Source organism: Burkholderia sp. MSMB1835, assembly GCF_001526365.1.
Classification (GTDB): Bacteria; Pseudomonadota; Gammaproteobacteria; order Burkholderiales; family Burkholderiaceae; genus Burkholderia.
This window is the reverse complement of record NZ_LOYP01000019.1, coordinates 79,409-91,559: the sequence shown is the minus strand read 5'-3', so window position 1 is coordinate 91,559 and position 12,151 is coordinate 79,409. Positions and strand designations below refer to the sequence as shown.

Here is a 12,151-nt window from a genome sequence, read left to right as displayed (position 1 = left end):
GTCAAGCGCGATGCGAAGCGCGGGCTGGCGTCGCTGTGCATCGGCGGCGGGATGGGCGTCGCGCTCGCGGTCGAGCGTCCGTGATCGGCCGTTCGTAACCGGCCGTTCGCCACCGGCGAACCGGATCCGTGCGCCGGCCGATTGCAGCTTCGGCCGGCGTCACGTGAAGTCAGAGGGGGCCTCCGGCAGCTCTCGAAACCAAAAAATGGAGTGAGATTTATGTCTCAGCGAATTGCGTACGTAACGGGCGGGATGGGCGGCATCGGCACCAGCATCTGCCAGCGCCTGTCGAAAGACGGCTTCAAGGTGGTCGCAGGGTGTGGCCCGAACTCGCCGCGCCGGGTGAAATGGCTCGAGGACCAGAAGGCGCTCGGGTACGACTTCATCGCGTCGGAAGGCAACGTCGGCGACTGGGACTCGACCAAGGAAGCGTTCGACAAGGTGAAGGCGGAAGTCGGCGAGATCGACGTGCTGGTCAACAACGCGGGCATCACGCGCGACGTCGTGTTCCGCAAGATGACGCATGAAGACTGGACCGCCGTAATCGACACCAACCTGACGAGCCTGTTCAACGTGACGAAGCAGGTGATCGACGGGATGGTCGAACGTGGCTGGGGCCGCATCATCAACATTTCGTCGGTGAACGGCCAGAAGGGGCAATTCGGCCAGACGAACTACTCGACCGCGAAGGCCGGCATTCACGGCTTCACGATGTCGCTCGCACAGGAAGTCGCGACGAAGGGCGTGACGGTCAACACCGTGTCGCCGGGCTACATCGGCACGGACATGGTGAAGGCGATCCGCCCCGACGTGCTCGAGAAGATCGTCGCGACGATCCCGGTGCGGCGTCTCGGCGGCCCCGAGGAAATCGGCTCGATCGTCGCGTGGCTCGCGTCGAACGATTCCGGCTTCGCGACGGGCGCCGACTTCTCGCTGAACGGCGGCCTGCACATGGGCTGAGCGTCCGGGCTGCGCGGCAGGATGGCTGCGCAGCCGGGCGTTTTCCGAAGGCCCCCGCCTCCCGGATTCGGGCGGCGGGGATTCGTCACTTGCGCTACGCTGCACTCAAAGGCGTTACATGACTACTACAAAGAAGACGGCCGAACGGCTCATCAAGAAGTACCCGAACCGCCGGCTCTACGATACCGAGACAAGCACGTACATTACGCTCACCGACGTGAAGCAGCTCGTGCTCGAGCAGGAGGATTTCAAGGTCGTCGACGCGAAATCCAACGAAGACCTGACGCGCAGCATCCTCCTGCAGATCATCCTCGAGGAGGAGAGCGGTGGCGTACCGATGTTCTCGTCGTCGATGCTGTCGCAGATCATCCGTTTCTACGGTCATGCGATGCAGGGCATGATGGGCACGTATCTGGAAAAGAACATCCAGGCATTCATCGACATCCAGAACAAGCTCGCGGATCAATCGAAGAACCTCTACGAAGGTAACGCGATGAATCCGGAAGTCTGGTCGCAATTCATGAACATGCAGGCGCCGATGATGCAAGGGATGATGACGAGCTACATCGAGCAGTCGAAGAACATGTTCGTGCAGATGCAGGAGCAGATGCAGAACCAGGCGAAGTCGATGTTCAACACGTTTCCGTTCAAGCAGCCGGGCGCATCGGAGCCCGAAAAGAAGTAACGGCATCGCGGCAAGCCGGCCGGGGCGGCGCGAGCCGTCGGGCGTCGGCGCCGCGAAGCGGGGCGGCACGCCGCCGTCGTGCATGCGGGTACGACGATGCGCGGCTGCCGCTTGCCGGAAGAGATCGCCGACGGTCGTCCAGGATCGTCGGCACCGAATGCCCGTGCCCGGTGGGCGCGGACATCGTCGTCGTCGAGTCGATCGAGATCCCGTCCATACGAATGAAAGCCGGGTCGCACCGTGCCTCGCGGTGCGCGTTCGTGCCCGCGCGGACGCTTGCCTGGCGTACCATAAGCGGCGCTGCACGGCGATGCGCGAAATGCGCTAGCGCTTCCCGCGCATGGCGAGAGGCCCGATGCCGCATCATGCGGGCGGCCGAGAAAAACAAACCGACTGAGAGAGAGCATGCGAGGGATTCGAATGGCATCGACCGGCAGGCTGGCCGGTCTTGCTGCGATGTTCATGATGGGTGTCGGCCTGGCCGTGCCGGGCTTTGCGATGGATTGCGCGAAAGCCGTCCAGCCGATCGAGAAGCGCATTTGCGCGAGCCCCGCGTTGCGCGCGGCCGATGCGCGGATGAATGCGGCCTATGCGGGCGCGCTACAGGCCGCGCCGGACACCGCCGTCCGCGACATGCTGGTGCGCAGCCAGCGCCGCTGGCTCGACGCGCGCAACAAACGACTCAATACCGATTACGAAGGGCATCGGCTGGCAGCCGACGAAGTGAGCAAGGCCTTCGATCGGCGCACCGCCGTGTTGGCCGACCGGTCGGGTGAAGGGCTGATCGCGCGCGCACTGGCCGAGCGGCAGTGGCTCGCGAAATACAGCGGCGGCCCGCTGGCCGGCTTCGATGCCAACTGCGATTTCATCCCCGACGATGCGAGCGGCGCGCATGTTTCTTATGCGTGTTTCGGCGCGATTCATGTGCAACATCATGCGCGGGTGTGCAGTCAGAGCGAGGACTGGGCGACCGGCGCGGTCTATCAGTACCGCCTGGTGAGCGCGGCCGACGGTGGGAAGGTGCATCCGGTGGCGTTCTGCGAAGCGCAGGGCACGCATGCATGCGACAGCGGCAGCGCGCAGGCGGGGTGGGTGCGGGCCGCGGCGTCCGGTGGCGAGAACCGTACGCCGGCGCCGGTGGCCGGCCTGCCGCAGCTCGACGCCGAATTGTGGCCGCTCGGGGAGGGCGGCGATGCCGCGTGGTTCGATCGGTGTCTGAAGGCGCCGGTGTTTCCGGATGCGCACTGACGCGCGGCGTTCCGAGTTCGAGCACGGCCCGCCAAGCGAATCGACGGGCTGGGTGCTGCGGCGCCGTGGACCGGCGCCGCAGGGTCATCGGTGCGGATGACCGCGACGCGTTCCGTCGTGGCTCAGTGTGCCGAACCGAAATCCTGATCGTCGTCCGACGGAGGAAGGTCGAGCACGAGCTTGACGGCACTGTAGTTCGCTTTGAGCGAAAACACGCGACCGATCACGAGAAATGTCTGGCGCGAGTTATCGAGTTCGACGAAATCGCCCGGTTGCGGCACGTGCGCGCCTTGATCGTAGGAAAAGCTGGTGCTGGTCTGCTCGCCGATGGCTTCTGCGGCGTGCTCGGTGAATTCGATCGTGATGTGGGTGGTCATGCGGGCCCCGTTGGGTCGATTGGAGAGAGCGGATGCCGCATTTTCGCATAGCGGCTGCGCTAATTCGGGGCGATTCTTGTTCGACGGGGCGGAGCAGTGGCGTCGTTTCCCGGATGCGCGGGTGTTTCTTTCCCGGCAGCGCGACCGGGTGTTCGGGATCCGAGCGAGTCGCGCTTGAGCCCGCAGTGGCTCGACTTGGCTCAATCCGGCGGCCCTTCGACAACCCGCGCGGAGTCGGTTGACACCGACCGACTTCGATCGCGCGCGGGAACGGAGGACGTTTCAACGATGTTGGCACACTTCACACCAGCTCCTACGATGCATCTACGCGTTGATACATCGTATGAGCATTGCACAAGTGGTGGGAAATATATAAGGAGCGCCTAATGACCGTTCAAACCCTCAAGCGTTGGGGCAACAGTCTTGCGGTTCGAATCCCGGCGAGCGTTGCGGGATGACCGTCCGGCGTCACGATGCTGAGCCCTTGAAATCTGGCGGCGAGATCTTTTCACTGCTTTCATCCGTGTCGGCCGGTCAGCGTAGTGTTTCGCATTGCGATCCATAGCGAAAACTTCAGCCAACGCGGCCCATCCGGTTTCAGCGCATCCTTCTGCCTTCGTGCTGACCATATTGTGCGTAATGCGCTCGACCCGATGCGATCACGCCCGACCTGACGGCGTCAGCAACGTCAGGATTGCACGCGAGATAAGCCTCCTCGGAGAATTCGTAGTTCCATTTTGCGTCTTCAGGAAGAGGTTGCGGAGCGCGGTTCATCCAATATGCGCCATTCAGTTGCTCGATCTTGTAGTCCATTTCCTTAACGTCGTCGAGCGAGTAGTAGTGGAATACGAGCGACTTGCGAGTAAGGTTCGGATTCCTGATGGCACCGCCGGCATGGAGAAGGTTGCAATGCCAAATAAATACGTCTCCCTTCTTGGCTGAAAATGATTTCTTCTCGAGCCCGAGTTCACGTACTTGGCGCTCCATATATGCCTCCCACTCAGGCATCTCGCTTGGCACGAAATGACGAGTGCCGTTACTGAAGATCATCTGTTTAATTAGATGACTTCCGGGGAAGTACTCGAGCTGGCCGGCGTCTGGATGAGCATCTTCGAGTGCAATCCAAGACGCGATCAGATGCTCATCTGACTTTGGCGTCATATACAACGCATCAACATGAGGGGGTTGCGCACTGCCTTTTTCCAAATAAAGGCTATTGCACAGAACTGGAGTGTGGCCCAGCAGACTTCCAAGAATCGGTGCAAGCCGCTCTGACAGAGACAGTTCACGTACCGATGCCATCGGAAGATAGAGATCGTTGATTTTCATGCGGCGAGATTCGATCTCCTTGGGGCTCAGGTATCCCAATGTTGTTCGTTCGCCAGTGTCGAGCATGTCGACAACGATCTCAGTGGACCGTTGATTCTTTACATCGGAAATTTGCCGAGCAACTTCGTCCACTTGGCCCGGCGTATAGAACGCCGGCAGGTAAAGGTAGCCGTCTCGAACAAACTGGTCTCGCAGATTGGTCATTTTTCGCCGCGCGTTTGATTGTGATTTGCATCGGAGTAAATCATACAGATGCGTTTTTTGTAAAGAGACGTCCTTTGGATACGTGTTTTTGGGGACAGAATGAGAGTGAACTCGCGACAAGCGCCGCCAAGGTGGTGCGAGCGACACCTCTTCGAGCCGGAACGTTTCGCCGTCCACCTCGACCGACTTCTCGCCGATCAGCATCCGGTTCGCCAGCAGCCGGTAGATGTGGCTCGACGCCGAGTGGCCGCTCTCGGTTATCTTGAGTCCGCGGTCGGCCGAGCTCGCAGACGATCCGGACCGCGCCGTGCCCTTGTTATGAATATTTCAATGACGAGATGCACGGCTGCCGCCCGGTCATCGGCCAGTTCAAACCCACCCGCTTCAGTCTTCCGCACCCAGTGCGGATCCTTCCCGACCCGGATAGGGGCGTGCCACGTGCCGGCAATCCATCCCTGGCACTGCCGGCGGATTGCCGCCTTCACGCGCTTGCTCTTCGTGTCCGATTCCTCGTGCGCCCGGATCATCACCAGCAGGCTGTACACGAGATCCATCGGCTGCGCCTTGAGACGCTCGCGGTTGTACTCGCGGCCGTCGCTAGCCGTCACGACCGTGATGCCGGCGTTCACGATCTGCGCGAGCTGCGCCTGTGCCTGCAGCGGCTCGGCGCGACTCAAGCGATCCAGCCCCTCAACGATCAGCACCGAGCCGGCCGGTACTTGGCCGTCCTCGACTGCACGCAGGAATCCCCCCCAACGTGCCTTGCCGGCACATGGCGCTGGTGGTACGCCGACGCCCTTCGTCCCGCAGTGATAGGGACGCATCAAGCCCCGTTTCGTTGTCGGCCGCCCAACGGGCGGCGTACTCGAGCTGTCGATCAACGCTACCGCCGGTCGCTCATTTTGGCTCGCCGCCCCTAAATCGCTGTAAACTCACGCTTTTGCTGCCACGCCCCCACATTCCAGATGTCCCAATCCCCCAAAGTAGGGTTCGTATCCCTCGGGTGCCCGAAAGCGCTCGTCGATTCCGAACAAATCATCACGCAACTGCGCGCCGAAGGTTATGAAATCTCCGGCACCTACGACGGCGCCGACCTCGTCGTCGTGAACACCTGCGGCTTCATCGACGAAGCCGTGCAGGAAAGCCTCGATGCGATCGGCGAAGCGCTGACCGAGAACGGCAAGGTGATCGTCACCGGCTGCCTCGGCGCGAAGTCGAGTGCCAGCGGCTCGAACCTGATCGAGGAAGTCCACCCGAAGGTGCTCGCCGTCACCGGCCCGCACGCGGTGGGCGAAGTGATGCAGGCCGTGCATTCGCACCTGCCGAAGCCGCACGACCCGTTCGTCGATCTCGTCCCCGCGGCCGGCATCAAGCTCACGCCGCGTCACTATGCATACCTGAAGATCTCCGAAGGCTGCAACCACCGGTGCACGTTCTGCATCATCCCGTCGATGCGCGGCGACCTCGTGTCGCGCCCGGTCGCCGAAGTGATGCTGGAAGCCGAGAACCTGTTCAAGTCGGGCGTGAAGGAGCTGCTCGTGATCTCGCAGGACACGAGCGCTTACGGCGTCGACGTGAAGTACCGCACGGGCTTCTGGAACGGCAAGCCGATCAAGACGCGCATGACCGACCTGGTCGCCGCGCTCGGCGAACTCGCCGCGCAGTACGGCGCGTGGGTGCGCCTGCACTACGTATATCCGTATCCGAGCGTCGACGAAGTGATTCCGCTGATGGCCGAAGGTCCATTCAAGGGCCACGTGCTGCCGTATCTCGACGTGCCGTTCCAGCACGCGCACCCGGAAGTGCTGAAGCGCATGAAGCGTCCGGCGAACGCCGAGAAGGTGCTCGAGCGCGTGCAGAAGTGGCGCGAGATCTGCCCGGACCTGACGATCCGCAGCACGTTCATCGCGGGCTTCCCCGGCGAGACGGAAGAACAGTTCGAAACGCTGCTCGACTTCGTGCGCGAAGCGGAACTCGATCGCGTCGGCTGTTTCGCGTATTCGCCGGTCGAAGGCGCGACCGCGAACGACCTGGACGGCGCATTGCCGGACAAGGTCCGCGAGGAACGTCGCGCGCGCTTCATGGAAGTGGCCGAGGAAGTGTCGGCGAACCGCATGCAGCGCAAGGTCGGCAAGACGCTCAAGGTGCTGATCGACGAAGTCGGCGAAGAAGGCGGCATCGGCCGGACGGCGGCCGATGCGCCGGAAATCGACGGCGTCGTCTATGTCGAGCCGGCGGCGAAGGCATCGAAGCGCTACAAGGTCGGCGATTTCGTGTCCGTGAAGATCACGGGCGCCGACGGCCACGATCTGTGGGGCGAGGTGTAAGCGATGGCCGCTGCGTTTCCGGAGATCCTCGCGCTCGGCGAGGCGATGATCGAATTCAACCAGTCGCAGCCGGGGCGTCCCGAATTCCTGCAGGGCTTCGGCGGCGACACGTCGAACTTCTGCATCGCGGCGGCGCGCCAGGGCGCGTCGACGGGCTTCGTGTCGGCGATCGGCGACGATCCGTTCGGCCGGCTGCTGGCCGACATGTGGGCGGCAGAGCAGGTCGACACGACGTACGTGCGCATCGACCGCACGGCGCCGACCGGCGTGTATTTCGTCACGCACGGCATCGACGGCCACCAGTTCGACTATCTGCGTGCGGGGTCGGCTGCGAGCCGCTATGCGACGGGCGACCTGCCGCTCGACGCGCTCGCGGCCGCGAAGGCCGTGCACTTGTCGGGCATCAGTCTTGCGATCGGCACGGCCCCGTGCGACGCGGCATTCGCAGCGATCGACCATGCGCGCCGCCACGGCGCGAAGGTCAGCTTCGACACGAACCTGCGCCTGAAGCTGTGGCCGCTGCCGCGTGCCCGTGCGGTGATGCGCGAGGCGCTGCGCCAGACGGACATCTGTCTGCCGAGCTGGGACGACGTGACGGCGCTCACGGGCGCGAACGATCGCGACGCGATCGTCGACGCGATGCTCGAGCACGGGCCGCAGGTCGTCGCGCTGAAGCTCGGCAAGGAAGGCGCGTATGTCGCGACGCCGCATGAGCGGCGCGTCGTGCCGGGCTTCGCGGTCGAGGCCGTCGACGCGACCGGCGCGGGCGACTGCTTCGGCGGCGCGTTCGTCGCGCGGATCGTCGCGGGCGACGATCCGTTCGCGGCCGCGCGTTATGCGAACGCGGCGGCGGCGCTGTCGACGACCGGTTACGGCGCGGTCGCGCCGATTCCGCACCGCGCTGCGGTCGAAAGCCTGATGCAGGGCTGACGCGAAACGCGCACGCCGACGCAGTCGCAGCGCAGGCTGGCGCGGCGACGCAAGCGCCGGGTTTCGATCCGGCACGGTCCGCGATTGACGGGCGAATCTGAAGCAAGGAGCAACACGAGGTGGGTCGATATTCGGAATGGCAACGGGCGCTCGTCGTCGCGGGTGCGCTGGCAGCGGGCATCGCGATGCCGGCGGCGGTCGAAGCGCAGGCGGTTGCACCCGGCGTGCAGCAGGATGAACCGGCGCCGGCGCGGCCGCTGAAGCCGAATCCCGAGTTCGCCCGCCTGCCGCGCTACGAAGGCACGCTCGGCGACCGGCCGATCGTCGTGCATCTCGGCCCCAAGACGGACGAGGAAGGCGTGCACGGCGAATACCAGTTCGCCGACACGGGCGAGGTCGTGCTGCTCGCGGGCGACCGCGACGGCGATACGCTCGAGATCGAGGAGTCGAACGACGGCACGAACATCACCGGCGTGTGGATCGGCCGTTTCGACGCGGCGGGCGACCTGAAGGCCGACCGGATGAATTCGGACGAATCGGATCCGCAGCCGGTCGTGCTGCGTTTGGCGCCGGGCAAGCGCGCGGCGCTGCAGGTGCGCGACGGCCGCGTGCGCGAAATCGAGACGGTGGGCGGCGTCGTCAACCTGCGAACCGACGACTGAACGGGCGCTGGCTCGGCGTGCGCGGCGCGCACTGTACCGGGCCAAGTGCGCCGATTTTGGCTACTCTAGCGACATATTCCGCAACCGAACGGCCTCGTGCCCGGCCTCCAGTCATGACCGCATCCACTCCCAAGCGCGCGCTGCAAACCCGCATCGTTCAACCCGACGACGCCATTCCGGAAGGCTTTCGTTCGTTCGTGCCGCCGGTCGCGCGCGCGTCGACGGTCGTGTTCCCCGATCTCGCGACGATGCGCGCGCTGGTCTGGCACGACGACAACCAGTGGCGCTACGGGCTGCACGCGACGCCGACGTCGCTCGCGCTCGCGCAGCGGCTCGCCGAGATCGAGGGCGGCACGCACGCGCTGCTGCAGCCGTCGGGCCTCGCGGCGATCATGAACGTCTACTTCGGGATCGTGAAAGCGGGCGACGACGTGCTGATTCCGCACAACGTGTACGGCCCGAACGCCGATTTCGGCAAGTGGCTGGCGAACGATTTCGGCATCACCGCGCGTTTTTACGATCCGTTGATCGGCGCCGGCATCGCCGAGCTGATCCAGCCGAACACGCGGCTGATCTGGATCGAGGCGCCCGGCTCGGTGACGATGGAAGTGCCCGACGTGCAGGCGATCACGGCGGCCGCGAAGGCGCGCGGCGTCGTCACCGCGATCGACAACACCTTTTCGGCGGGCCTCGCGTTCAAGCCGTTCGAGCACGGCGTCGACATCTCGGTGCAGGCGCTGACCAAGTACCAGTCGGGCGGCAGCGACGTGCTGATGGGCGCGACGATCACCGCGAACGCGGAACTGCACGCGAAGCTGAAGCTCGCACGGATGCGCTGCGGGATCGGCGTGTCGGTCGACGATTGCTCGCTCGTGCTGCGCAGCCTGCCGAGCATGCAGCTGCGCTTCGACGCGCACGGCAAGAGCGCGCTCGCGCTCGCGCAATGGCTGAAGGCGCGGCCGGAGATTGCGGCGGTGCTGCATCCGCAGATCGCCGACTGCCCGGGGCACGCGTCGTTCATGCGCGATTTCACCGGCGCGGGCGGGCTGTTCTCGGTGGTGTTCGACGCACGCTACAGCGCGGAGCAGGTCGACCGTTTCGTCGAGTCGCTCGAGCTGTTCGCGATCGGCTGGAGCTGGGGCGGCGCGTGCAGCCTCGCGATGCCTTACGACGTCGCGTCGATGCGTCCGGACTGGCCGCATCGCGGCACGCTGGTGCGTTTCTACGTCGGTCTGGAAGACGAAGCCGATTTGCGCGCGGACATCGAGCGCGCGATGCAGGCCGCGCTCGGCTGATCGCCGGCCGGCAGCAACGTCCGGCACGAAAACGAAACGCCGGCGCGATGCCCTGTCGCGCCGGCGTTTTTCATTGACGGTGCGGCCGGATCAGAACAGTCGCAGCAGCCCATCGAGGCCGACATGGTCGAACGCGACCGTCGCCGCATCGCGCACGACGGGCTTCGCGTGGAACGCGACCGACAGCCCGGCTTCGGCCATCATCTTCAGATCGTTCGAGCCGTCGCCCATCGCGATCGCGCGGCGCGGCTCGAGGCCGAGCGACGCGCACGTCTCGCGCAGCAGGCGCGCCTTCACGTCGGCGTTGACGATCTCGCCGAGCACCTTGCCGGTGAGCTTGCCGTCGACGATCTCGAGCGTGTTCGCATGCGCGTAGTCGATGCCGAGGCGCGCCTTCAGCCGCTCGGTGAAGAATGTGAAGCCGCCCGACACGAGCAGCGTCTTCATGCCGGCGGCCTTCACGCCGGCCAGCATCGTCTCGGCGCCCGGCGACAGTTGCAGCCGTTCTTCGTACACGCGCTCGAGTGCGTGCGCGTCGAGCCCGGCCAGCAGCGCGACGCGACGCGTGAGGCTTTCGTTGAAATCGCGGATCTCGCCGCGCATCGACGCTTCGGTGATCTCCGCGACCTGCGTCTTCAGTCCGCAGAAATCGGCGATCTCGTCGATGCATTCGATCGTGATCAGCGTCGAATCCATGTCCATCACCGCGAGCCCGAAGTCGCCGAGCGTGAGGCCGGCCTCGACGAACCCGAAGTCGAGCGCGTGCGTGCCGCAGTACGCGTCGATGTCGAGGCGCTGCGCCGGGCTCGCGTTTTCGACGCGCAACGCGTGATCGTCGGTCTGCACGATGCGGGTGCCGCGCGAGAGCGCGAGCAGCGGTTTGTGATGGGCGTCCGACAGCGGCGCAAGGCTCTGGATGACGAGATTGTGGGTCATGACGAGTGGTTGGAAGACGAATGAATGACGTGCGCGGCTCATGGCCGACCGCCTGCGGACGCGGGCCTCGTGCGGCTGCGGGCCATTGCGTCGCGAACGCGCCATTGTAGCCGGTTGGCCGTGCATGGCGGCCGGCGCCGGAGCGAAACCGCGCGCGGTGCGGTGGCGGTCATCCGTTTGCGCGATCCCAGTACGGCGGATCGCCGAAATGCTCGGCCAGGAACGCGATGAACGCGAGGGTTTTCAGCGGCACGTGCGCGCGGCTCGGATAGACGGCCCAGATCGCGACGTCCTCCGCGAACGGATAGTCGTCGAGCACGGTGACGAGCGCGCCGCTCGCGAGCAGCGGGCCGACGTCCCAGGTCGACTTGATCGCGATGCCGAAGCCGTCGACGAGCGCTTCGCGGATCGCCTCGCCGTTGCTCGCGACGAGCCGGCCGCCGACCCGCACCGTGAGCGGGCCTTGCGGCGTCGCGAACGACCAGTCGCGCTGGTCGCCGAGGATCACGCATTCGTGCTGCGTCAGATCGGCCGGATGGCGCGGCGTGCCGTGTTCGGCGAGATAGGCGGGCGAGCAGCACAGCACGCGGCGGTTGACGGCGAGCTTGCGGGCGACGAGCGTCGAATCCTTCAGCGCGCCGAGGCGGATCGCGACGTCGTAGCCGTCGTCGACCAGATCGACGATCTCGTCGGACAGCCGCAGATCGAGCGACACGGACGGATAGCGGCGCAGGAACGCCGGAATCACCGGCGCGACGTGCTGGCGGCCGAACGACGACGACATCGACACCTTCAGCCGCCCGTACGGCTCGCTGCGGCCGCGGCCGACGGACGCGCGCGCGGCGTCGGCGGCCGCGAGCAGCGCGTCGGCGTGCGCCATGAAGACTTCGCCGTCCTGCGTGAGGCTGATGCGGCGCGTGGTGCGGTGCAGCAGCCGCGCGCCTAGCTGGCGTTCGAGCTGCGCGATGCGGGCGCTCGCGACCGCGGCCGATACGCCGAACTCGCGCCCGGCCGCGGTGACGTTCGCGAGCAGTGCCGCGCGCACGAACAGCGCGACGTCGAGCAGGTCGAGCGGCTTGTCGGGCGCCGAAACGGGAGCGGGCGTCATTATTCTGGAATTCCTGAAAATGTTTCAGGAAATATAGCGCTTTTCTCGAATGATCGGGGTGCCTACGATGGCACGCATGGAGGTTGCGCC

At 65.1% G+C, this 12,151-nt stretch carries 12 protein-coding genes; 7 read left to right on the top strand and 5 right to left on the bottom strand.

The window, feature by feature from the left end; translation table 11 throughout:
• Positions 1-219 precede the first annotated feature (219 nt).
• The 3 genes from WS96_RS09815 (at position 220) to WS96_RS09805 (ending at position 2,893) form a co-directional block, all read left to right on the top strand.
• Positions 220-960 carry a 3-ketoacyl-ACP reductase gene (locus tag WS96_RS09815; RefSeq protein ID WP_006491801.1) on the top strand — a complete coding sequence of 247 codons (741 nt, stop codon included), beginning with the start codon at positions 220-222 and terminating at the stop codon, positions 958-960.
• 118 nt (positions 961-1,078) lie between these two features.
• A complete protein-coding gene (gene phaR / locus WS96_RS09810) occupies positions 1,079-1,645 on the top strand; it encodes a polyhydroxyalkanoate synthesis repressor PhaR (RefSeq protein WP_059832257.1) in 567 nt (188 codons plus the stop codon).
• Between the two features lie 405 nt (positions 1,646-2,050).
• Positions 2,051-2,893 carry a lysozyme inhibitor LprI family protein gene (locus tag WS96_RS09805; protein WP_059832255.1) on the top strand — a complete coding sequence of 281 codons (843 nt, stop codon included), beginning with the start codon at positions 2,051-2,053 and terminating at the stop codon, positions 2,891-2,893.
• 122 nt (positions 2,894-3,015) lie between these two features.
• On the opposite strand, the gene WS96_RS09800 is transcribed toward WS96_RS09805, so the two are convergent.
• The 3 genes from WS96_RS09800 to WS96_RS09795 form a co-directional block, all read right to left on the bottom strand.
• Positions 3,016-3,270 carry a hypothetical protein gene (locus tag WS96_RS09800; protein ID WP_059498821.1) on the bottom strand — a complete coding sequence of 85 codons (255 nt, stop codon included), beginning with the start codon at positions 3,268-3,270 and terminating at the stop codon, positions 3,016-3,018.
• Positions 3,271-3,867: 597 nt separating this feature from the next.
• Entirely contained in the window at positions 3,868-5,007 is a 1,140-nt protein-coding gene (locus WS96_RS34480; protein ID WP_306454030.1) for a phytanoyl-CoA dioxygenase family protein, read from the bottom strand.
• A gap of 53 nt (positions 5,008-5,060) precedes the next feature.
• A complete protein-coding gene (locus WS96_RS09795) occupies positions 5,061-5,627 on the bottom strand; it encodes a recombinase family protein (protein ID WP_306454031.1) in 567 nt (188 codons plus the stop codon).
• 141 nt (positions 5,628-5,768) lie between these two features.
• Here WS96_RS09795 and rimO point away from each other — a divergent pair, with 141 nt between their 5' ends.
• The 4 genes from rimO to WS96_RS09775 all read left to right on the top strand — a co-directional run bounded on the left by rimO (position 5,769) and on the right by WS96_RS09775 (position 10,017).
• Positions 5,769-7,130 (top strand): 30S ribosomal protein S12 methylthiotransferase RimO, encoded by a 1,362-nt coding sequence (gene rimO / locus WS96_RS09790; protein WP_059832253.1) that lies wholly within the window; start codon positions 5,769-5,771, stop codon positions 7,128-7,130.
• A 3-nt stretch (positions 7,131-7,133) separates the two neighbouring features.
• Entirely contained in the window at positions 7,134-8,060 is a 927-nt protein-coding gene (locus WS96_RS09785; RefSeq protein ID WP_034207417.1) for a sugar kinase, read from the top strand.
• 119 nt (positions 8,061-8,179) lie between these two features.
• Positions 8,180-8,722: a hypothetical protein gene (locus WS96_RS09780; RefSeq protein ID WP_059785950.1), complete on the top strand. Its 543-nt coding sequence runs from the start codon at positions 8,180-8,182 to the stop codon at positions 8,720-8,722.
• A gap of 113 nt (positions 8,723-8,835) precedes the next feature.
• Complete coding sequence (locus WS96_RS09775; protein WP_059832251.1) at positions 8,836-10,017, top strand: cystathionine beta-lyase; 1,182 nt, start codon at positions 8,836-8,838, stop codon at positions 10,015-10,017.
• A gap of 90 nt (positions 10,018-10,107) precedes the next feature.
• Here the strand turns inward: WS96_RS09775 and serB are convergent, their stop codons facing one another.
• The gene (gene serB / locus WS96_RS09770) at positions 10,108-10,953 is read right to left on the bottom strand and encodes a phosphoserine phosphatase SerB (protein ID WP_059498826.1); all 846 of its coding nucleotides are present in this window, start codon (positions 10,951-10,953) and stop codon (positions 10,108-10,110) included.
• Between the two features lie 169 nt (positions 10,954-11,122).
• Entirely contained in the window at positions 11,123-12,061 is a 939-nt protein-coding gene (locus tag WS96_RS09765; protein ID WP_059832250.1) for a LysR family transcriptional regulator, read from the bottom strand.
• Positions 12,062-12,151: the final 90 nt, after the last annotated feature.